18 protein-coding genes and 1 tRNA gene are annotated in these 21282 nt (G+C 64.9%); 7 read left to right on the top strand and 12 right to left on the bottom strand.

Features of this window, described 5'->3' with window-relative positions:
• Positions 1–75 (bottom strand) — tRNA-Val (locus LJE61_RS02265).
• A gap of 253 nt (positions 76–328) precedes the next feature.
• Here LJE61_RS02265 and LJE61_RS02260 point away from each other — a divergent pair.
• Positions 329–1771: a putative nucleotidyltransferase substrate binding domain-containing protein gene (locus LJE61_RS02260; RefSeq protein ID WP_296909639.1), complete on the top strand. Its 1443-nt coding sequence runs from the start codon at positions 329–331 to the stop codon at positions 1769–1771.
• 63 nt (positions 1772–1834) lie between these two features.
• Here the strand turns inward: LJE61_RS02260 and LJE61_RS02255 are convergent, their stop codons facing one another.
• The 6 genes from LJE61_RS02255 to LJE61_RS02230 all read right to left on the bottom strand — a co-directional run bounded on the left by LJE61_RS02255 (position 1835) and on the right by LJE61_RS02230 (position 6565).
• Positions 1835–2803 carry an alpha/beta fold hydrolase gene (locus LJE61_RS02255; RefSeq protein ID WP_296909637.1) on the bottom strand — a complete coding sequence of 323 codons (969 nt, stop codon included), beginning with the start codon at positions 2801–2803 and terminating at the stop codon, positions 1835–1837.
• On the bottom strand, positions 2796–4244 hold the full coding sequence (gene pyk / locus LJE61_RS02250; RefSeq protein ID WP_296909636.1) for a pyruvate kinase: 1449 nt from the start codon (positions 4242–4244) through the stop codon (positions 2796–2798). Before pyk ends, LJE61_RS02255 begins: the two co-directional genes overlap by 8 nt.
• 269 nt (positions 4245–4513) lie before the next feature.
• Positions 4514–5098, bottom strand: a complete 585-nt coding sequence (locus LJE61_RS02245) for a flavin reductase family protein (RefSeq protein ID WP_296909634.1) — start codon at positions 5096–5098, stop codon at positions 4514–4516.
• A gap of 36 nt (positions 5099–5134) precedes the next feature.
• Positions 5135–5425, bottom strand: coding sequence for a polyhydroxyalkanoic acid system family protein (locus LJE61_RS02240; protein WP_296909632.1), 291 nt, complete (start codon positions 5423–5425; stop codon positions 5135–5137).
• A 22-nt stretch (positions 5426–5447) separates the two neighbouring features.
• The gene (locus LJE61_RS02235; RefSeq protein ID WP_296909630.1) at positions 5448–5852 is read right to left on the bottom strand and encodes a cupin domain-containing protein; all 405 of its coding nucleotides are present in this window, start codon (positions 5850–5852) and stop codon (positions 5448–5450) included.
• Positions 5849–6565, bottom strand: a complete 717-nt coding sequence (locus tag LJE61_RS02230; protein WP_296909629.1) for a transposase — start codon at positions 6563–6565, stop codon at positions 5849–5851. Before LJE61_RS02230 ends, LJE61_RS02235 begins: the two co-directional genes overlap by 4 nt.
• A 323-nt stretch (positions 6566–6888) precedes the next feature.
• On the opposite strand from LJE61_RS02230, the gene prfB reads away from it, so the two are divergent.
• Together prfB and lysS are read left to right on the top strand one after the other, a co-directional pair.
• Positions 6889–7987, top strand: a protein-coding gene (gene prfB, locus LJE61_RS02225) for a peptide chain release factor 2 (protein ID WP_296909628.1) whose coding sequence is annotated in 2 segments (ribosomal slippage) — positions 6889–6963 and positions 6965–7987 — 1098 coding nt in all. Because the reading frame shifts where the segments join, the coding sequence is not laid out codon by codon here.
• A gap of 161 nt (positions 7988–8148) precedes the next feature.
• Positions 8149–9711: a lysine--tRNA ligase gene (lysS, locus tag LJE61_RS02220; protein ID WP_296909627.1), complete on the top strand. Its 1563-nt coding sequence runs from the start codon at positions 8149–8151 to the stop codon at positions 9709–9711.
• Between the two features lie 83 nt (positions 9712–9794).
• Here the strand turns inward: lysS and ygfZ are convergent, their stop codons facing one another.
• Positions 9795–10838 carry a CAF17-like 4Fe-4S cluster assembly/insertion protein YgfZ gene (gene ygfZ, locus LJE61_RS02215; protein ID WP_296917288.1) on the bottom strand — a complete coding sequence of 348 codons (1044 nt, stop codon included), beginning with the start codon at positions 10836–10838 and terminating at the stop codon, positions 9795–9797.
• Positions 10839–10994: 156 nt separating this feature from the next.
• On the opposite strand from ygfZ, the gene LJE61_RS02210 reads away from it, so the two are divergent.
• On the top strand, positions 10995–12824 hold the full coding sequence (locus LJE61_RS02210; protein ID WP_296917285.1) for an RNB domain-containing ribonuclease: 1830 nt from the start codon (positions 10995–10997) through the stop codon (positions 12822–12824).
• 236 nt (positions 12825–13060) lie between these two features.
• Here LJE61_RS02210 and mepK read toward each other — a convergent pair whose 3' ends face one another.
• A complete protein-coding gene (gene mepK, locus LJE61_RS02205; protein ID WP_296909424.1) occupies positions 13061–13588 on the bottom strand; it encodes a peptidoglycan L,D-endopeptidase MepK in 528 nt (175 codons plus the stop codon).
• A gap of 635 nt (positions 13589–14223) precedes the next feature.
• Here mepK and LJE61_RS02200 point away from each other — a divergent pair.
• On the top strand, positions 14224–14910 hold the full coding sequence (locus LJE61_RS02200; RefSeq protein ID WP_296909423.1) for a lytic transglycosylase domain-containing protein: 687 nt from the start codon (positions 14224–14226) through the stop codon (positions 14908–14910).
• An 89-nt stretch (positions 14911–14999) separates the two neighbouring features.
• Here LJE61_RS02200 and LJE61_RS02195 read toward each other — a convergent pair whose 3' ends face one another.
• Positions 15000–15218: a hypothetical protein gene (locus tag LJE61_RS02195; protein WP_296909422.1), complete on the bottom strand. Its 219-nt coding sequence runs from the start codon at positions 15216–15218 to the stop codon at positions 15000–15002.
• Between the two features lie 577 nt (positions 15219–15795).
• Between LJE61_RS02195 and sat the strand changes: the two genes are divergently transcribed.
• Both sat and LJE61_RS02185 read left to right on the top strand, forming a co-directional pair.
• Positions 15796–16983 carry a sulfate adenylyltransferase gene (sat, locus tag LJE61_RS02190; RefSeq protein WP_296909421.1) on the top strand — a complete coding sequence of 396 codons (1188 nt, stop codon included), beginning with the start codon at positions 15796–15798 and terminating at the stop codon, positions 16981–16983.
• 72 nt (positions 16984–17055) lie between these two features.
• On the top strand, positions 17056–18873 hold the full coding sequence (locus tag LJE61_RS02185; RefSeq protein WP_296917283.1) for a hypothetical protein: 1818 nt from the start codon (positions 17056–17058) through the stop codon (positions 18871–18873).
• A gap of 136 nt (positions 18874–19009) precedes the next feature.
• Here LJE61_RS02185 and LJE61_RS02180 read toward each other — a convergent pair whose 3' ends face one another.
• Positions 19010–20005: a lysylphosphatidylglycerol synthase transmembrane domain-containing protein gene (locus LJE61_RS02180; protein ID WP_296912229.1), complete on the bottom strand. Its 996-nt coding sequence runs from the start codon at positions 20003–20005 to the stop codon at positions 19010–19012.
• Positions 20002–21282 (bottom strand): FAD-dependent oxidoreductase, encoded by a 1281-nt coding sequence (locus LJE61_RS02175; RefSeq protein WP_296912231.1) that lies wholly within the window; start codon positions 21280–21282, stop codon positions 20002–20004. The genes LJE61_RS02180 and LJE61_RS02175 overlap by 4 nt, the downstream gene beginning before the upstream one ends.

Here is a 21282-nt window from a genome sequence, read left to right as displayed (position 1 = left end):
TGGTGGGCGCAGCTGGGTTCGAACCAGCGACCCCTGCCGTGTGAAGACAGTGCTCTCCCACTGAGCTATGCGCCCGATCAGGGGCAGAAGGCTACCAGTCACCTGGGCTGGGGTCAACGCACGCGCGACATGGTGACCTGGGCTGGGCGGATACGCCGACGGGCCCAGGAGGGTCCCGCCGCCGCGGCTGCGGCTCGCCTAGTCCTCGCGCGGCGTCGCCGGCTGGGCTAAATTGGTTGGCCACGCCCTGAGATAGCCCCGTCGGGCGACGGATCCATGCGGGGCGGTCGCAGCAGGCCAACCAAAACACAGCGGATTCTGAGGCGAAATGTCTGCTGAAAACGTCTTTTTTGTGCCGGTCAAGGAGCTGTGCCAGCGTGGGGTCGTCACCTGCGAGACGAACGATGCGCTGGTGGCCGCCGCCGACAGGATGCGGGAGCGCAATATCTCGAGCATCGTGGTCTGCGCGCGCCAGAGCCCGGTGGGCATCGTGACCGACCGCGACCTTCGCAACAAGGTGGTGGCGCAGGGGCTGGATCCGAGCGGATTGCGGGTCGACGACATCATGAACAGCCCGTTGGTGACGATCGGAGAGGAGGAGTATCTCTTCGACGCCCTCTACCTGATGAGCCGGCGGCGGATCCACCGGCTGTGCGTGGTCGATGCCGACGGCAAGCTTTGCGGCATCCTGACCGACTCGGACGTCTTGCGCCTGCAGAGCCGCTCGCCGCAACAGCTGATAAAGGAGATCGAGGAGGCGCGCAGCGCCGAGGAGCTCAAGAGCCTGCATGAGAAGACCGAGGAGCTGGTCGTCCATCTGGTGGGCACGGGTGTCGCTACGAAGGATCTGGTGCAGACGATTGCCCACCTCAACGACCGTATTCTCGCTCGCCTGATCGAGCTGGTGCGCGGCGAGCGCTATCCCGACCTCACCAACCGCTTTGCCTTTTTGGTGCTGGGCAGTGAGGGGCGCCGGGAGCAGACGCTGGTGACCGACCAGGACAACGCGATCGTCTATGCGGACGATCTCTCGGCGGCCGAGCGCGACCGGCTGACTGCCTTCAGCCTGGACCTGATCGACTGCCTGATCGGGATCGGCGTGCCCGCCTGCCCTGGCGGCATCATGGCCAGGAACGAGCAGTGGCGGCGCAGCCTCGGGGACTGGAAGGCGGTGCTCGAGCGATGGCTGCGGACAGCGACGCCTGAGAACATCCTCTCCGGGAGCATGTTCTTCGACCTGCGCACGCTGCACGGCGACGACCGGTTTGAGCGCGAGCTCAAGGACCACATCACGGCTCAGCTGCGGGCCAACAACCTGTTTCTCGCATACAGCGCCGCCAACGTGGTGCGCTTCAGGCCGCCGCTTGGGCTGTTGGGGCAGATCAAGCCGGAGAAGAGCGGGCCGCACCGCGGCTGCATCGAGCTCAAGAAGGCCGGCATCTTCGCCATCACGGAGGGCGTCAAGGCGATGGCCCTGCAGGCCGGGATCATCGACTCTGGCACACGCACCCGTATCCTCGGCCTGAAAGATGCCGGGGTCCTGAGACCGAAGCAGGCGGAGAACCTGGAGGCAGCCTTCGATTTCCTGGTTTACCTGCGGCTCCGCGCCCAGCTGCTCGCGCGCGAGCAGGGGCGTCCCCCGGACAACTATCTGCCGCTGGAGCACCTGAACCGGATCGAGGAGGGACGCCTGAAACTGGCGCTGGAAGAGGTCAAGGAGTTCCAGGGCTTTCTGCGCAGCCGCTTCCAGCTCAACCAGATAGGCCGTTAGGGCGCCGCGGGACCGGCCGGGGGTCGGGCAGGCGTAGCGAAGCGTGGCGTGGGTCCCTTGGCGTCAGGGCTCGGCATGCTCTGGTCGCGATATGTCGGCTGGAGCGCCCCAGGGGCCTGCCTGAAACGACTCGGCCTCCAGCGATCGCAGGATGTCGCCTCCGTGGCGCAGCGGGAGCGAGTAGTGGCCTTCGCCGGGCAGGATCCGCAAGCTGCACCCAGCTAGGTGCTCGGCATACCAGCGCGCATGGGCGAGGGGGACCGTGTTGTCGGCGTCGCCGTGCCAGAGCGCGATCGGCTGGGTCAGGGCGCCGAAATCGATGTTCCAGGGTTGGGTGTAGAGGGCCAGATCCTGGCGGGCGCCCCGGGCACCCACTCGCATCGCCTCCTGCACGCTGCGGGTCAGAACCTCGCGCGCGAGGCGGTCTTGCAGGGCAGCACGGTCTGATGCGCCCGCATTCAGGGTGCGGACGCCGTCGATCAGCCATGGTGAGGCTGCGATCAGAGCCGGAAGAGCCCCCCCGTGGAGCAGCCGGGCCAGGTCGGGCGACTGGTGGGCGAGCGTGAAGCTCACACGGGTCACGAGCCGCATCTCGATGCGCACAGGATCCAGATAGATGGGACCAAGCGGGCAGACCAGCGCGCAGGCACGGACTCGCTCCGGTATGCGGGCGAGACAGGCCAGGGCATATGGACCACCGCCGGAGACCCCGATCAGATCGAAAGCATGGAGCGCGAGCTGATCCGCCAGCCCGAGGATATCTTCGGCCCATTTCAACAGGGTCCGCTGCGGATCGGGGTCCGAGTCGCCGTAGCCGGGCCGGTCCGGGCTGATCACCCGCACGCCGGCGCCCTTGGCTTCCTCGTGCAGAAGGCGCGCCTCGATACGCGAGCTCGGGAACCCATGGCAGTAGAGGCTCGCTCTCCCGCCGGGATCCCCGTATTCGCAATAGGCGAGGCGACGGCCGTCGGCCAGACGGACGAATCTCGGCGAGCCCTCCGGTGCGAGCGGGTCCCGGGCAAGCTTAGTCACACTGCTGTCCCGATTCGGGTTGCAGCTCCAGGACTTCCATCCGATGGTTCCCGCACGGGTTCTCCGCGCTCGGTCCTTGCGTGAGCAGGACCAGCCCTTCGCGGACCCCCCGTTCATAGAGCCATTGGCGCAGGAAGCTCGACCAGTCGGCGCGGTCTGAAGCGACCTCGATGGGGTGGATGCCGTAGGAGAACTGCAGCGCCTGGCAGGTGGAAGCGTTGGGGCTGAAAGCGATGATCCACACCGGCAGCCGGAAGCGCGCGACATTGCGCGCCGTGCTGCCCGATTGGGTCGGCACCGCGACGGCCTTGGGATCGCTGTCCTTGATGGTGTGATAGACGCTCGCGGCGATCAGGTCGGCCGCGCGCATGCGCCCCGAGCCGTGGAACCCGTCCATGGTGCGGACGAAAGGCTGCTTGGCGCGCTCCGGCTCCACGTGGGTCGCGATGCCGGCGAGCATGGCGACGGCCTCCACCGGGTAGCGACCCATCGCGGACTCCGCCGAGAGCATCACACAGTCGGTGCCGCCCAGGATGGCGTTGGCCACGTCCGTCGCCTCGGCGCGGGTCGGTCGGCGGAAGCTCACCATGGACTCGAGCATCTGGGTGGCCGTGATGACGGGCTTGCCGAAGCGATTGGCAAGCTCGGTGATCTGTTTCTGCACGACGGCGATCCGCTCGATCGGGATCTCAACGCCGAGGTCGCCGCGTGCGACCATGATGCCGTCGGCGGCATGCAGGATGTCCTCCAGGTTGTCCAGCGCGCCGGCGCGCTCGATCTTGGCGATGATGAAGGGTGCATAGCCCATGGCCTCGGCAGCCTGGCGAACCGCCAGGATGTCGTCTGCGGTCGCGACGAACGATTGACTGACAGCATCCAGCCGATGCTCGGCCGCGAAGCCAAGCCACCGTTGATCGTCCTCGGTGAAGGCGCTGATGCCGAGGTCGATGCCTGGGAGGTTGAGCCCCTTGCGGGAGCGCAGCTCGCCGCCGACACGCACGCTGCAGCGGACGTCGGGCCCATCGACCTCGAGCACCTTCAGGAGGATGAAGCCGTCGTTTAGAAAGAGCCGGTCGCCCGGCTGCACCGCCGCGGGCAGATCCGGAAAGCTGATACTCACACGCGATCTGTCCCCAAGGATCTCATCTGTCGTCAGCGTGAAGACCTCGTCGCGCAGGAGCTCGATCGGTTCCTCTGCCAGATCGCCGATGCGCATCTTGGGGCCGGGCAGGTCGCCCATGATGGCGATGCGTCGTGCGGTCGCTGCGGCGGCCTCTCGGATACGCCCGATCAGGGCCGCGTGATAGGCTGCGTCGCCGTGGGAGAAGTTCAGTCGCGCGACGTTCGTGCCGGCCTCGATCAAGGCGCGGAGCATCTCGGGCGAATCGGAGGCCGGGCCGATCGTCGCGACGATCTTGGTCTTGTGGGTCGGCTGTTTCATGGTGAGGTCTCGCTGTTCTGGAGGGGGTGCGGGGCCGGTCTCGGTTCCGAGGAGTCATCGCATCAGGGCTTTGGATCGACGCATGATCCTTGCAGGTGGCCGGACCCGAAGCGCCGTTGACGCCGCCCTGCTGTCCTTATACCGACGCCGGTTGATGCTTTCGTGTCATCGTGTCGCATCCGTCGGGGCCACGGTCGGTGCTGGTGGCGATGACCTTCGCTTGACGAGCAGCGGATCGCCGGGCGCTGCGACGACAGCTCCCCCGCGGGCTAATCCGCGCCACGGCGCCGGCGCCAGGCAAGAATCGCCGCACGGTCGGTCGTCTGATCCTCCGCGTAGAGACGCTTCAACTCGGCGCGGCGCGCCTCGGGTGCATGATGCAGCACGCCCGCAACGGTCAGCGGCGGGCCACGCCTCAGCACCTCGCCGCCGGTCACCGCGGCCAGATAGGCGGTTCGATCCCCGGTATCCAGGCGATCCTCGACGCGACAGTCCAACCAGCACAGGGCGCTCGTGAGCAGTGGGGCACCGTTCGGTGTTGCGGGGAGCGACAGGTCGGCGAGCTTGTCGACTTGGTGGCCCGAGACCAGCCCGAATCGCCAGACACTCGCAAGGTCGTCGGCACAGAGCAGGTGCAGGGCGAAGCCGCCGCTCGATTCGATCAGCTCCCACGTGTGATGGTGCTTGGCGACGGCGACGAGCATGCGGGGGAGATCGGGGACGATGGACGCGCGCGTCGCGGAGGTGGCGACAAAGCCGCCGCGGCGCGCGCCTGCACGCGCGGTGACCAGCCACAGGGGGGGGTCGTAGAGGTGAAAGATCTCGCTGACGGCCGCCTGGGTCTCGGGACTCATGGGATCATCGCGTGAAGGCGAGCGCTGGGCGCGTGGTCAGACGGGGGTGCGGCAGGGGATGAGGCTGTCGATTCGGTCGGTGATGCCCTGCTCGATCGGCCCCTTGAGCGGTTTGAGCAGGAAGCCAAGATTGACCTCGAGGGTGAGGCCGGTGTCGGTGACCTCGATACATCCTGTCGCCCCAGTCCGTTTGAAATCGAGCCGATTTCCGTTCCACGCGCATTGGGCGTCGAGCTCGCTGCCGAGCAGCTCAGCGACCGCCTCGAGGCGGCTCAGCGCCTGCTCCAGCCCAAGGGTATGCTCGCGTTCGATGAGGATATCGGCCATGACTCGTATTGTTGGTCCGACGCTACAGCGGGTCAAGGCAGGGACGTGGGGCGGAGTCGATATCCTGGTAAGACTCGGGGACGAAGCGCGGTGTGCAGATGGCCAGGAAGACCAGTTCGGCCTTGCCCGTGTTGAGGATACGCTGGCCGAAACCCGCCGGGATGTAGACCAGATCACCCGGGCCGACGACGCGAGGCGCCATCCCCTGAACCTCAACGCGCCCCTCGCCGAGCAGGATCAGATAGCGCTCCACGATGCCGGCAAGCCGGTGACGGCGTGTCGTCGCCCCTGGCGGGACGCGCGCGCGCGCCACGGAGACGGCGGGGTCGTCCGAGCGGTTCCAGGTTTCCAGGATATAGCAGCCTTCCTCCGTGAAGAATTCGTCCTCCGCCGGGGGGGTTCGAACGAGGGCTTGCGGCCGATTCACAGCTTTCCCGTGGCTCGACGGTAAGCGGCGGAGCGTCGATCACCGCCCCGCGGGCGGGGCAGGGCGCGCCGGTTCAATGCCCCTTCGATCGCGGCGCAGAAGGTCGAGTCGCCGAGCACCCAGGCCTTGTTCGTCGCGTCCCGGATCCGGGTCAGCAGAGCCGCGTCGAGGGTCTTCTCGGCTTGCGCGGCATATGCGGTGCGCCGGGCCTTTGCGTTGCGTCCGAGGTGCTCGTACTCGGGGTGAGGTGTGACCAAGGGGTCATCATCCCCGCGGGCATTGGCCCCATAGCTCGACCACCCGTACTCCTCGACGCTCTTCACCAATCCGCTGCGGACGGGGTTGGATTCCACGTAGTGACTGACGGGGAGCAGATATTGCCTGGGATCGAGCAGGGTCGCGCGGTAGCGTCCTTCCCAGAGGGTGCCGGTACGCTCGTAACGGGAGTTGAAGTGCTGCACATAATAGCGTCCGACGTACTGCATCAGCTTGCCCACGCCGTTCTCCAGACGCGGCGTGAGCAGAAGATGGAAATGATCAGGCATCAACACATAGGCGTGCAGATCGCATTGGAACTTGTCGGCGGCGGCGCCGATCTTTTCCCACAGGAACCAGTAGTCGTCCTCCGCGTACAGGATGCGCGCATGGTTGTTGCCGCGCTGGATGACATGTTGCGGATAGCCGGGAAGGACGAATCGGGGCAGGCGAGCCATGGTTGGGGTCGGAGCCGGTTGGTTGACCTGATCCCGAGTATAGACCCACCGTACATGAATTTTTCGGCGCCCCGTATGCCGCGCGCACGTCGGGCCGGCGTTGCGGCTGCTCGCCGCACGGCTGCTGCGACGCGTCGGTGCGCCTTGCCCTGGCGTGCACCGGACGCGTCGCCCTTGCCGGAAGACCGGGTTGCGGCGGGTCCGGACGCACATCGCGAGGACGACAGCCGTCGGTCTCGCGCACGGGTATGAGGTGCCCGGTCAACTGGTCTCGGAATCATTGAGCGGCGTATACTGATGACGTTTGCTTGCCGGAGTCGAAGATGCTCGATATCAACCCGATCGCCTATCGGATCAGTGACCTCAAGGGACGCGTTGAATCCCTTAGGGGGTATCTTTGACTACGTTGAGCGCAAAGACCGCCTGACGGAGGTTCTGCGCGAGCTGGAAGACCCGCAGATCTGGAACGACCCCGAGCGCGCCCAGGCCCTGGGGCGGGAGCGGGCGGCGCTCGAGGCGGTCGTGATCACGATCGACGAGCTCAACACGGGCCTCTCCGATGCAGACGATCTCCTGGCGCTGGCCGCCGAAGAGCAGGACGAGGAGACGCTCGACGCGCTCGCGGTGGACCTCGAGAAGCAGGACGCACGGGTCCGCGAGCTGGAGTTCCGGCGCATGTTCGCCGGCGAGATGGATGCGAAGAACGCCTTCCTGGATATTCAGGCCGGATCGGGTGGGACCGAGGCGCAGGATTGGGCGGAGATGCTGTTGCGCATGTATCTGCGCTGGGGCGAGCGGCGCGCGTTCAGGACCGAGCTGCTCGAGGTTTCGCCCGGGGAGGTCGCCGGGATCAAGTCGGCCACGATCAAGTTCACCGGCGACTACGCCTTCGGCTGGCTGCGCACTGAGACCGGTGTCCATCGGCTGGTCCGCAAGTCGCCGTTTGACTCGGGTAATCGGCGCCATACCTCGTTTGCCGCCGTCTTCGTCTCGCCCGAGGTGGATGACAGCGTCAACATCGAGATCAATCCCGCCGATCTGCGCATCGATGTCTATCGGGCGAGCGGCGCGGGCGGTCAGCACGTCAACCGCACCGAATCGGCCGTTCGCATCACGCACAACCCGACCGGCATCGTGGTCCAGTGCCAGACGGATCGCTCGCAGCACAAGAACAAGGATCACGCGATGAAGCAGCTCAAGGCCAAGCTCTACGAGCTCGAGATGCAGAAGCGGCGCGCGGACCAGCAGGTGGTCGAAGAAGGCAAATCCGACATCGGTTGGGGCAGTCAGATCCGCTCCTATGTCCTCGATCAGGCGCGTATCAAAGACCTGAGAACCAATGTCGAGATCGCCAACACCCAGTCGGTGTTAGACGGCAACCTCGATCCCTTTATTGAAGCCAGCCTGAAAAGCGGCCTCTAACGTATTCTTGAGCAAAAAGAAGTGCGGACATCCTAAGCGCCGGGGCGGATCGCTCTGACGGAGCGGACCGCGGCGCGGGCGAGGCCGGCCGAAACGCCTGGCCCTGAGATGGTCCTTGCGCGGATCTGGCTCGGATTCAGCTTTACGGAGAACCTGAGGTGATGAGCGACCAAGTCGACCGGCACCCGCGTGCGTCCGGCCAGGCCGTCGATGCGGCCGGCAGCGGTCCGGAGGCAGTCGATGAGCACAAGCTGATTGCGCAACGGCGCGAGAAGCTCGCACAGCTGCGTGCCCAGGGCGCGGCCTTTCCCAACGATTTCCGTCGCGATGTCGTCGCCGGAGAGCTCCAGGCGGAGTACGGCGAGCGCGACGCCGGGGCGATCGAAGCGCTTGGGTTGCGTGTGAAGGTCGCGGGCCGCCTGATGAGCCGTCGGATCATGGGGAAGGCGGGCTTTGCCCACGTCCAGGACATGTCGGGGCGCATCCAGCTCTTTGTCCAGCGCGATCTGATCGGCGAGGACGCCTATGCGCGCTTCAAGCGCGATCTCGACCTTGGGGACATCCTCGGCGCCGAGGGCATGCTCTTCAAGACGAAGACCGGTGAGCTGTCCATAAAGTGCGACAGTATTCGCCTGTTGACCAAGGCCTTGCGGCCGCTTCCTGAGAAGTTTCATGGATTGACCGACATGGAGAGCCGCTACCGCCAGCGGTATCTGGATCTGATCATGAACGGCGCCACGCGCGAGACCTTTCGGATCCGCACCAAGGTGGTCCAGTTCATCCGCGACTATCTCAACGCCAGGGGTTATCTGGAGGTCGAGACCCCGATGATGCAGGTCATTCCGGGCGGTGCGGTCGCCCGGCCCTTTATTACCCATCACAACGCCCTGGACATGCAGCTGTTCCTGCGCATCGCGCCCGAGCTGTTCCTGAAGCGCCTGGTTGTGGGGGGGTTGGAAAAGGTCTACGAGATCAACCGCAACTTCCGAAACGAGGGGCTGTCGGCGCGGCACAACCCCGAGTTCACTATGCTCGAGTTCTACGAGGCCTATGCAGATTATCAGGATCTGATGGATCTCACCGAGGACATGCTGCGCGAGATGGCGAGGCAGGTCCTGGGTCGGACTCGCATCGACTACCAGGGCGAGCAGTACGAGCTGGCGCGGCCCTTTTCCCGGATGACGGTGCGCGAGGCGATCCTGCAGTTCAATCCCGATCTCGATCCGGCCGAGGTCGACGACCTGGAGCGCATCCGCGCCATCGCTGTCCAGCTGGGGATCGTCCCGAATGCGAGCTGGGGTCTGGGAAAGATGCAGATCGAGTTGTTCGAGCGTACCGTCGAGCATCGCCTGACCGATCCGACCTTCATCACCCAGTATCCGACAGAGGTCTCGCCATTGGCACGGCGGAACGACGAGAATCCGTTCGTCACCGACCGTTTCGAGTTCTTCGTCGGCGGACGCGAGATCGCCAACGGCTTCTCCGAGCTGAACGACGCCGAGGATCAGGCAGAGCGATTCCGCCAGCAGGTTGCGGAAAAGGAGGCCGGAGACCTCGAAGCCATGTATTTCGATGCCGATTACATTCGCGCCCTCGAGCATGGCATGCCGCCGACGGCGGGCGAGGGCATCGGCATCGACCGGCTGGTGATGCTCTTCACGGATTCACCCTCGATCCGCGATGTCGTGCTGTTTCCACACATGCGACCCGAGGCCGGCGGCTGAGGCCGCCAATGGCGCGGCCCGGCGTCGGGTGGTCCAGCGCAGCTCCCGCTCCTTGGCATGCCTCTCGCGGGGCGTTCGGGCTCCTAGGGCTCTGCCTGCGCAGGAAACCCGTAAGGCGGGTCCTTGAGACGCAGAAGCGGTCCGCCCTCACCCAAGCGCACCTCGCCGGACTCCGCTGCGTTGATCTCCACGACCGCAAGGAGCTCGTAGCGCCCGTCCTCGGTGCGACTCGCCGACACCACCCAGCCGCTGCCCTGTTGGGACGCACTGGACGCTGAAACGAGTCCATCCCCGGGCTGCGGGGGCACGTCGCTCTCGAGCTCGGCCAGGTACATGCGCCTCTTGAGCTTGCCGAGGTACTGCATGCGGGCGACGACCTCTTGGCCGGTGTAGCAGCCTTTGTTGAAGCTGACCCCGTCGATCAGCTGCATGTTGGCCATCTGGGGAACGAAGGCGTCCGCGGTCTGGTTATAGACGGTGGGAATCCCGGCGCGGATGTCCAGGAGCGTCCAGCCGTCCGCGTTTGAAGGGGTCGCCGTGCCCCGGAAGGCCTCCCAGTGCTCGCGCATGGAATCGGGCGGGCCGATGAGCTCGAGGCGGGGGAGATGTCCGGAGAGCCGAATGACGGCGAGCCCGTCGGTCAGCGCGAGGCCGTTCGCCTGATCCGGCACCGGGAGCCCTCGCTTGGCCAGGAGCACCGCGGCGCAGTCCCCCGTCAGCGCGATCCGCACCAGCTCGTCGCTGGCGTCTTCGAGGGTGACCCGACTGCGGAGCACGAACATCCTGAGTCGTTTCAGCAATTCGGGAACACGCTGCGCGGGCAGCTGGAGATAGAAGGCATCGCCGGCGCGGATGACGAGAAAGCTCGCCAGCATCCGCCCCTTCTGGCTACAGTGGCTGCTCCACTGGACATGGGTCTCCGAGAGCTCCCGGATGTCATTGGTGAGCTGGCCCTGCAGGAAGTCGGCGGCATCGTCTCCACGGACCGCGATCAGTCCGAGATGAGAGAGGTCGAACAGACGACAGCCGTCGGTGCTCGATGGGCCCGATTCCGGGAAGCGCGGGACCCCATCCTCGCCGAGCTGCGCGCGGGTCGCCGTGAGAACGTCTCGCCAAGTTGGATGCATGAAAATCACCTCGCGCCGATCGCGCCGGGAGACCGCGTTGAGATGCGGCCAGATTCGTTATCATAACCGAACGCGTTGAGAGCGCCCTGGTCGGCCCTGGCTGACAGGTCGGACTCAGGCCGCATTATTTCAGCCCGAACAGGAGATCACAGCAGCTTGTCGTCATATCAATCCAGTCCCCCAGTCAACAGCCTGGTACTCTACAAGGCCCGCCCGGCCCGGGTGGTGAGCGTGGGCGAGAAGATCGAAATCGAGCTTGACGGCGGACAAAGCAAGCGCGTACGGCCAAAGGATGTCGAGCTGCTCCATCCAGGTCCGTTACGGAACCTGTCGGAGCTCGCCCCCCGGGAGGGCGAGCTGGAGGAGGCCTGGGAGTTGTTGGAGGGGGGCGAGACGACCCTGAAAGACCTCGCCGAGCTGGCCTTCGATGCCTTCACGCCGGCCACGGCTTGGGCCGCATGGCAGTTGGTCTCCGAGGGCCTGACCTTCAGCGGGACGCCAGGCCGAATCTGGGCACGTCCCCGGGAGGCGGTGGAGCGCGATCGGGCGGAGCGGGAGGCCAAGGCGGCGGAGGCGCGCGAGTGGCAGGCGTTTCTGCAGCGCATGGCGGCGGCGAGGCCGGCGCCGGAGGACGTCTCTCGACTCGGCGAGATCGAGCGCCTGGCACTGGGCCAGTCGGAGCATAGTCGCATCCTCTCCGCCCTTGGTCATGGCCAGACCCCCGACAATGCACACCGCGCACTCGTTCAGGTCGGTTACTGGCGGCTGAACCACAATCCATACCCGGCCCGCTGCGGTGTGCCGACCTCGGATCCGGATTTGCCGGTCCCCGACCTGGCGGGCGAGGATCGGCTCGACCTGACCCATCTCCTCGCCTATGCCATCGACGATGAAGGCAACCGGGACCCCGACGACGCGATCAGCGTCGACGGGGATCGGCTATGGGTGCACGTGGCCGACGTGGCGGCATTGGTGGCCGCGCACTCGGAGCCCGAGCTCGAGGCGCGCGCACGGGGGGCCAATCTCTACCTGCCTGAGGGCATCGTCAATATGCTGCCGCTGGGCGTCACCGACCGCCTCGGCCTCGGTCTCGCGCCGACCTCGCCGGCCCTCTCCTTTGGAATCCGCTGTGACGAGCACGGCGAGCTCGTCGACGTCGAGATTCTGCGCACCTGGGTGCGCGTCGAGCGTTTGAGCTACGAGCGCGTAGAGCAGTCGATCGATGCGCCGCCATTCTCGGCGATACGTGCCCTTGTCGAGCCCTTTCGCAGGCGACGCCATGCGCGCGGAGCGGCCGGCCTTGATCTACCGGAGGTGAGCGTGCGAGTGGATGAGGAGGGGCAGGTGACGATCCGGCCGCTGCCCAGGCTTACGAGTCGTGCGATGGTCACGGATGCGATGTTGATGGCCGGGGTTGCCGCGGCACGTTTTTGTCTGGATCGTGGAATTCCCATCCCGTTCGCCACTCAGGCACTCCCGGACGATCTCGACGATTCCGCCGATCTCGCGGCCATGTATGCTCGGCGACGGCGTTTCAAGCCGACTCGCCTGTCAGACGTTCCGGACGCTCATGCAGGCCTGGGTCTGGACTTCTACACCCGGGCGACGAGCCCCCTGCGACGCTATTCCGATCTCCTGGTGCACCAGCAGATTCGAGCTGAGCTTACGGGTGGCGAAGGTCTTGCACGGGAGGAGGTCAAGGAGCGGATCGCACGGGCGGAGGCTGCGGCCGCCTCGGTTCGGCGGAGCGAGCGTCTGTCGAACCAGCACTGGAAGCACGTCTATCTGAGAGACAACGGAGACTGGCGGGGCGAGGGCGTCGTCGTCGAACGCGATGACCGCAAAACGACCATTCTGATCCCCGAGCTGGCATTGGAGGGGCGGGTGCGATCGCGGGAGACGCCGGCACTGAATGATCGCCTGCGAATCGCGGTGACGGAGGTCGATGTCCCCGTCCTCACGGCGAGTTTTCGCGTCCTGGGATGAGCGGGCAAACCGATGGGATTTCGGAAACCGCGTTGCCGAAGTGCGCCCTGACGTTGCCCATGGAGAGCCAGCCATGGCCCTCCTGTTCGTGACGTGCTGACAGATTCAGCGCTTCATGTGCGAAGCAGCATGCCCCGCCGCTGTCAGGCGCCAAGGCGCCTGACAATGACGGGCCACCGCGTCATGCGGTTCCGTGCTGAATTTCCGGCCGGAACGGCCAGCGAATCAGCCGCTCCTTAGGCGCCCCAGCGCCGCACACTGCCGGTATCGAGATGGACGAAGTCCGAGCGCCTGTAATAGCCGACGCCGCCGCGCGCGAGCGAGAGAGCCGCGTCGCGGATGCGCCGCGTTGGAAGGTCGGGGAAGCGTACATCAATTGCCTGCCCGGTCAGGTGCAGGCTGTTCTTGGCCACGCCGCGGTTCGTCGCGCGGAGCATTCGGTTGGTGCTCGGTGAACGATAGGCGCTCAAGATCTCGTAACGAGCATCGGTGTCGCCGAGGTGGGCCTTCACGTCATAGAGCAGGTCGAACAGCTTGGGATCCATGGTAACCGTATCGCCGGTTCGGAAGTCGCGGAAGAAGTGATTGAGCTTCTGCAATGCCCCCCGTTGGTAGTTGTCACCGACTCGGTAGGTTACCGAGATGCGCTCCTCGGTGTGCAGATGGTGGAATGACAGGACGCGCGGGCGCTCGGCGGGCCGTCTGGCGAACGCCGGCGCGGCAAAGGCGGACAAGGCAGCACTGAGAAAGTAACGTCGATCCATGTTCCCCCCGGTACATTTGACGTTTGATCTGTAGGCAGGTTGACATTATAGGAAACGAAAATGGAAAAGCAATAGAAATTTGCGCGGATTTAATATCTGAAATTACTTTATATAGAGAAGAAATAAAAATATTATAACTGATTGTTATATCATGAAAATGTTATTTAACATGACAAGTCACTTGATTCAGCATGAAGTATTTCATCGAACGATTTTCCCGCAATCTGAAAAGATCGATCGCGACGTTTGCGGGCTGGCCGCTACTGCGAAACGGCTGCGGCGAATTGGTCTAGAATTGGGCTGTGCAGTTGTTGTTTGGTACAGTGTTCAAGGCATCCGTATTCGGGTTGTTGGGCGACTGAGATGCGACCTGGGTCAATTTCAGGCGTCGAGAGGGCTGACGTCCGTGGCCGTTTTGCCCTAGGATGTGTCGCCGGACCGGAGCGTCCCGGCGCGATGCGCACAAGAACTGCGTGAGCGGGGCTTGCCCCTCGGCTGGGTGTCTCTAGCTCTACTGGGGGCAGCGGGATTTTCAGCTGGTGCGGGCTCAGCGGGACCGAGCCCGGGAGTGCGGTCGGATCGTCTTCTGGCATTGGCTTCGGTGGTGGATCGGCCGGGCCCGCGCGGAGGCAGAGATGCATGGATTCATCGCGATATTGGCGCTGCTGACCGCCTGCTTTGCTTCGGAGGCTGCGCAGGCGGACGTCTACAAGTACGTGGACGCGACGGGCAAGGTGTACTTCACCGATGCACCCCTGAAAGGGAAGAAGTATCGTCTCGAATGGAAGCGTGAGTCAAAGAAATTGGTTCGTGAGAATCAGACGCGATCGGCGAGCGTCGGCGCAAAGAGGCGGGCCGCATCCAAGTCGCCGAGCCGGGTCGCCGGCTCACTCGCCAAGCGACGGGCGCTGTATGACAACCTGATTGGGGCAAATGCACGGCGCTACGGCCTTCCGCCTGCCTTGATCCACGCTGTGATCCGCGCCGAATCCGCGTACGATCCTACGGCGGTCTCGCGTGCCGGAGCGGAGGGCCTGATGCAGTTGATGCCGGGCACCGCGGCACGTTATGGGGTGGCCGACAGCTTCAACCCGGTCGAGAACGTCCGTGGCGGTTCCGCCTATCTGCGGGATCTGCTTGATCTGTTCGATTGGGACCTCGAGCTGGCACTCGCCGGCTACAATGCGGGAGAAGGCGCTGTCATTAAGCATGGGCGCAAGATCCCGCCCTACGCAGAGACTCAGGATTACGTGCGCAAGGTGCGCGAGTTCCTTCTGGCGGAGAAGGGCACGCGACCCGGCGTTGCCATGTCCGCGCGTTGATCGGCGGAGCGGCCCGATCAGTGAGCGTGTCGCCGGTCAGTCCTGAGTTCCGCTTTCAATGTCGCGCAAAATGAGGTGGAACGAGGCTCCTAGTCTTCCCCGATGACCCGCTCGTCGCGCGGGGTCGACAGGAGCTTCTCTGCTTCCGCCTGCTGCCGAGCAAACACCAGGCGGTACTGGATGCCGCTGCCCGGCTCTTCCGCCTGGCGGCGGCTGCGGACCAGCTTGCGGGCGTCTTGGTAACGTTCCAGGGTGTCGATGTAATCCAACTGCAGCGGCGGAGAGATTTTATAAACGAAATAGGGCATGATCGGCGTATCCGTGACGGGCTGAGACCAACAGGGCGGCCCGACCTGCCGAGCGGGCAGGATCGAGCCGTCCGCAAGTCTAGCGCACTCCGGCACCCTGCTGCGCCGCGTTCGGCTTGAGTAGACGCTGATGTATTCAGCGTTTCCCGTCCGGGGCCTCCTGCCCCGGCATGTTCAGGCACCCAAGTGCCTGAAGTTGGCGTCTTCCGATTGTCGCGCCTCGCGGAAGGCGAGCTGATGACAGCCAGGATGGCGATTCATCAGCATCCGCTTAAGGGAATTTGTTTGCTGCATAAAAACAACCTTGGCGAGGTCATTCCAGGTGCGTGGTAAGGTTACAGGCCAGGCTGCTCGGGGCAGTCTCGGTCGCGGTGCCCGCGGGGTGGGATCAGGCGGGCGAGCCTTGTGGTCGGCGCGCCGGGCCCCGCAACACCGGTGGGAGCCCCGGTTGGCGGCTGAACGGGCCGCGCCGCCGGAGCGGCGCAACTGATGCGCAACGACTTCAATAATCCGTCCTATCCTGGTCCGGGGTCGAGCACCGGCGGATCTGCGATGGCGCCGTGAGGAGAGGCAGACGATGATCAAACCTGTGGGTTCCGACGCTTTAATGCCGCTGTTCGTCTACGACCCGGATGCGCATCATGCGCTGATGCGAGAGGCGGAGACACTCCCGTCGGTGGTGATCAGCTCCCAGGCGGCCGCCAACGCCGTCATGCTTGGCGGTGGCTACTTCAGTCCGCTCCCGGGCTTCATGAACCTCGCCGACGCCGTCAGTGTCGCGGAGGGGATGCGCACCACAGCCGGTCTGTTTTTTCCGGTCCCGATTCTCTGCCTTCTAGAGAGCGTCAGCGGGATCGCGGATGCCAATCGGATCGCATTGCGCGACCCCAATGTCGAGGGAAACCCGGTCCTCGCCGTGATGGATGTGGAGGCGATCGAGCAGGTCACCGATGATCAGATGGCGCTGATGACCGAGAAGGTTTATCGCACCGCCGACGAAGAGCATCCGGGTGTGAAGACCTTCCACAGTCAGGGCCGCTTCGCGCTGTCGGGGCCGATCCAGGTTCTGCATTTCTCCTACTTCCAAGACGACTTCCCGGATACCTTCCGCACCGCGGTCGAGATCCGCAACGAGATCGCAGAGCGCGGCTGGAAACGGGTGGTTGCCTTCCAGACCCGTAATCCCATGCACCTTGCGCACGAGGAGCTCTGCCACATGGCTATGCAGCGCCTCGACTGCGACGGCTTGGTGATCCATATGTTGCTCGGCAAGCTCAAGCCGGGCGACATCCCGGCTCCGGTGCGGGATGCGGCGATTCGCAAGATGGTCGAGCTGTACTTCCCGCCGAACAGTGCCATGGTGACAGGCTACGGATTCGATATGCTCTATGCAGGACCGCGCGAGGCGGTGCTGCACGCGTACTTCAGGCAGAACATGGGGGCAAGCCATTTCATCATCGGCCGCGACCATGCCGGCGTGGGCGACTACTACGGCGCTTTCGATGCCCAGACCATCTTCGACGAGGAGGTGCCAGCAGGTGCCTTGGATATCGAGATCTTCAAGGCGGACCATACCGCTTACTCAAAGAAGCTCAGCCGGGTGGTGATGATGTGTGAGGCACCGGATCACTCCAAAGAGGATTTCGTTCTGCTGTCGGGAACCAAGGTTCGTGAGATGCTCGGCAACGGCATTGCGCCGCCGCCCGAGTTCTCCAGACCCGAGGTCGCGCAGATCCTGATGGACTACTACCGCTCGATCAAGTAGGCGGCGCCGTTCCGTGACGCCCCCTGTGCATGCGGGCGCCGGAGCGGCCCCACGTCCCACTGCACCGACGCCATGTCCGGACTCGAGCCCGATGGTGTTTCGCCGGGTCAGGCGTCACGCGACGGCATCGCGGCGCTGGTGGGGGCCCAAGGGGGCAATCCTAATCCTATGGTGGCGGTCGTCCTCCTGACGCTCGCCACGCTCGCGATCGGCCTGCTCCTCGCATTGGATCCCCGCTGGGGATATGACGAGGCGTGGCACCTTTACCTGAGCACCCTTTCGCCTTGGACCAAGGCCCTCGAAGAGGGTCTCGTCGACGCGCATCCGCCGCTGCATCACCTCCTGCTGATGCCGATCGCGGCGTTGGGTTCCGATCCCTTTTGGTTTCGTCTGCCCTCGGTGGTGGCCGCCGCGGCGACGGTCCCGCTTTGGTATGTGCTGCTGCGGCGTCTGCGAGTCGATCCGGAGACGGCGCTGCTCGGCACCCTGCTGCTGGTCACCAGCGCGGGCTTCCTCGAGCTCGGCGTGGTCGTGCGATCCTACAGCCTCGGCCTCCTGTTCCTGATCCTTGGCCTGCTCGCCGCGACCTCGCTCGTCCCGCCGGTGGCGTTGAACGCGTCGGGACGCGCCAACCCGTCCCGGCCGCAGACACTGACTGCCGCCCTGGGCCTCACGATCGCCTTCGCCTTCATGTACTCGACGCTCTTCGTCACGCTGGCGTTGGTGCTTGTGCTGGCAATGATCTGGGCCGGGCAGTCCGGGAAGCCGGCGTTGCGCTTCGGGGAATGGCCGCGCCGATGGCGTCTCCCCGACCGGCTCGCGGTCGGGTTGCTGGGCATCGGGAGCCTCCTCATCATGTCCTGGTTCGCCGTGGGCTACGGTCGCGGTCGCGGCGCGGTGGCGCCGGCGCATGTCGATTCCCTGATCTTTCGCGAGACGGATTCGCCGCTCGACTTCGCCTGGAGGGGTCTGGTCGGCAATGCCGGCTGGTTGACCCCTCAGTTTCCTCAGACGCCCGTTTGGCAGGCGATCGCGGTCGGAGCCTTCTGGATTGCGGCTACGGCCGTCCTGGTGTCGGCGCTGCGCCGGCAACAGCAGGCGCGGCTTCTCCTGGTGCTGAGTGCCTTTGGCGCGACAGCTCTTGTCTTTTTCGCGGCGGTTGTCGGGGTCTATCCATTCGGCGGGCTGATGCGGCACCAGGCGATGCTGCTGCCGCTCTACCTGTCCGTGCTCGTACTGGCCGTCGACGCCATCTCGTCACGCCTTCGCTCGCCGCGTTCGCAGCGCGCCTTCGGTCTGGCCGTTGTGGCATTTGCCCTGCTCGGACTCTATCGGGGGCAGCACCTGGATCCGATCGGCGAGGGGAATACCCAGGGCGCTTGGTCCGGCGCGTTGGAAGCGCTCGAGACCACGCGTGCCCGGGCAGGTGCAGTCTATGTGGAGAGTCTGGCGTTCTATCCACTCTACGCGGACGCCTATCCGCAGGGGATCGATTTCCGGATGACGCTCGGTGTGCAGGACGGCCGGCCTGTCGAGATCCCGTATCGGACTGGCTGGATCGATGGCCTCGGCTTGAGCCGGGATTGGGATGTCTTCGGCATGAGGGGGGCGTGTGAGCCGGCTGGTCTCCTGATCCGTGACCGCAGGCACTGGACCTTTCCGGCCATCCCCGATGCGCAGTTTCTCGACCGACTAAAGGACCTGATGGCCTATCTCGGGATCGACTCGCTGCAGATGCTACGCGTGCGCTCAGAAGGCGAGGATGGACCGGATTCACTGTCGGTTGATGCGCGCTATCGCGAGGCCGGCTTGGTCGTCACCCAGGTGCAACGCCTGGGCGCGATGGATACTTGGGTCGTCCGTGTCGAGCCGCCGACGAAGGGCATGTGAACATCAAGAATTGGCTGCTTATCCGACGATTGCGGCGGGATGACAGCGCGCGCATGAGGCGGGCCCGCGCTGACTGACCGTATGCAGTTGATGCCCAGCTCTGGCCGGCCCGGCTTGTCGGGCCAATGCGCCACGATCAAGCGTCCTCCATGGATGCCGCCTCACGGCGGATCTGCCGGTAGGAGTAATGCCTGGAGAGAAAATACAAGGCGCCGGTGAGCGTGACCGGGATCCACTGACCGATGAGGAAGAGGATGCTGGCGGCGAGGGCGACCTCCTGAGTCACGCCGAATGGCGTCAGGGCGAAGACGAAAGCGGCCTGGACCGGCCCGATGAACCCGGGCACGCTGGGCATGGACACGGCAACCGCGGTCACGCCGATCACCAACATGGCGAGTCCGGCGGGGAGCGTCACCCCATAGCTGGCGACGCTGAGCCAAGCCATGGCCGCGGCGATGAACCAGCGCAGCAGCGAGTAGAGCAGCAGGGCGAGGGCGGCAGGCGGCATGGCGAGTGACTCGAGCCCCTTCGCGAGCTCGGCGAGGTAGGTATCGCCGCGCTTGGCGATTCTGGTGGGCAGGTGACGGCTTGCGCGCGTCCAGATGCCGAACGGGACCCGCGGGAAACGTGCGAACAGGATCAAGGAGAGCATCAGCGCGGCGATGCCCGCGAGCGCGAGGAACAGACTCACCTTGAACCCGCTCGGGACGTCCCCGACGAGGATCACACCGGTGGCGAAGACCAGCAGGATGCCGACCAGGTCCAAGGCGCGCTCAACGACCAGCGTCATCAAGACGCCGCTGCGCGAGCGCCCGAATTCCTTCGCGAAGATGACCGTGCGGATGATTTCGCCGATTCGCAGGGGCAGGACATTGTTCCCGGCCAACCCGATCATCATCGACGGGGCGACGTCCCGGGTCGAGTAGCGACCAAAGGGACGGAGGATCAGTGCCCAGCGCTGCGCATTGCTGAGACAGAAGAGCGTGAGCAAGACGAGGAAGGGCGCGATCACCCAGAGCTGTGCGTCGAGCAACGTCGTCCAGAACGCACCCAGATCGATGCCCGCCAGGGCATAGATCAGCAGGCCTGCCGTGAACAGGATGGGGACCAGCAGAGCGGCGAGCCGCTTCATGTGCCGAGCCTTGCGCCGGGGTACAGGCGTCGGACGACCGCCAGGGCGGATTCGAGGTCCTCGTCGACCTCGATGTGGCGGAACTCGGCGTTGCGGCCGACCGGATGCAGATTGTCGAAGCGACCGAAGAGGGTCTCGGCCTGCGCCTTAGCCGCCTCGAAGCCCCGGTCATAGACGGGGTAGCCGAATCGCTCCGGCACGACGAGCACATCGTCGACATCGGCGCGCTCGACGAGGTGGTAACGCTCGAGGGCGTCCAACACGTCTTCCACGGGTCGATCGGTCTCGGCCGTGACCTCGGCACAGAGCACCGTGTTGTCCGATGCGATCCCGGGGTCGTGAAAGTTGCGGAACTCGGCCATGCGGTTGATCACCACCTCGCCGTCGCCGAAATACACCCACTGATAGGGCATGACCCGCGGCCGCTTGACATGGAGATAGACCAGCTGGATGCCGCGAAACCGCAACCGGATATCTTCCCCGAACATCCGACCGAGTCGGGTGGCGGGGATGGTGCTGAAGACGCGGTCGCATTCGAACCGATGCGTCGCGCCGCGCTGCTGGTACTCGATCGCGGTGATACGCTGCTCGGAGTGCTCCATGCCGGTAACCCTGGCCTCGAGCTTGACCTCGCCCTCAATCCGCTCCCGCATCGCGTCGGCGATGCCTCCGTATCCCCCTTCCGCAGGGTAGTGAAAGGTGCTGAAGAAGGTCTTGGAGCCGCGCCGGACTGCATCCAGGAGTCCGGACGAGCGGAGCTTCTCGCGTCCCCAAGTCACCGAGATCTGACTCGGGGGTACGCCAAACATCTTCTTCGTATACGGCTCGAAGAAAAAATCGTAGAGTCCTTTTCCATAACGGTTCAGGGCGAGAGCCTCAAAAGAGTCTTCCGGCAGTTTCGGGCGCGCGAGAAAGCCCCAGACCAGGCGGGCGCCGGTTCTTCGGTCGAACCGCAGCACCAACTCGAGCGGGTTGATCGGATCTTGGATGACCCGGTCTTTCATCAGGATCCGGCTGTTGCGACGATGCTCGCGCAAAGGCACGATTGACTCGATGAGGGCAATCAGGTCCTGGTCCTTCGAATAGAGCCGGTGCGGCGCGATATCGCAGGGCACGCCATACCAGTCGAAGGTTCGCGCCAGCCCGCCGATGCGATCCGTGGACTCGAATACGGTGACCCGCTTCCCGATTCGTGAGAGCAGCCAGCCGAGGCTCAAACCGGAGATGCCGGCGCCGAGAACGGCGATCCGTTCCGCTGTCGATCCATCTGTTGGCAT

The organism is Thiocapsa sp., from assembly GCF_022340925.1.
GTDB lineage: Bacteria > Pseudomonadota > Gammaproteobacteria > Chromatiales > Chromatiaceae > Thiocapsa.
This window is presented reverse-complemented; position numbering and strand designations above follow the sequence as displayed.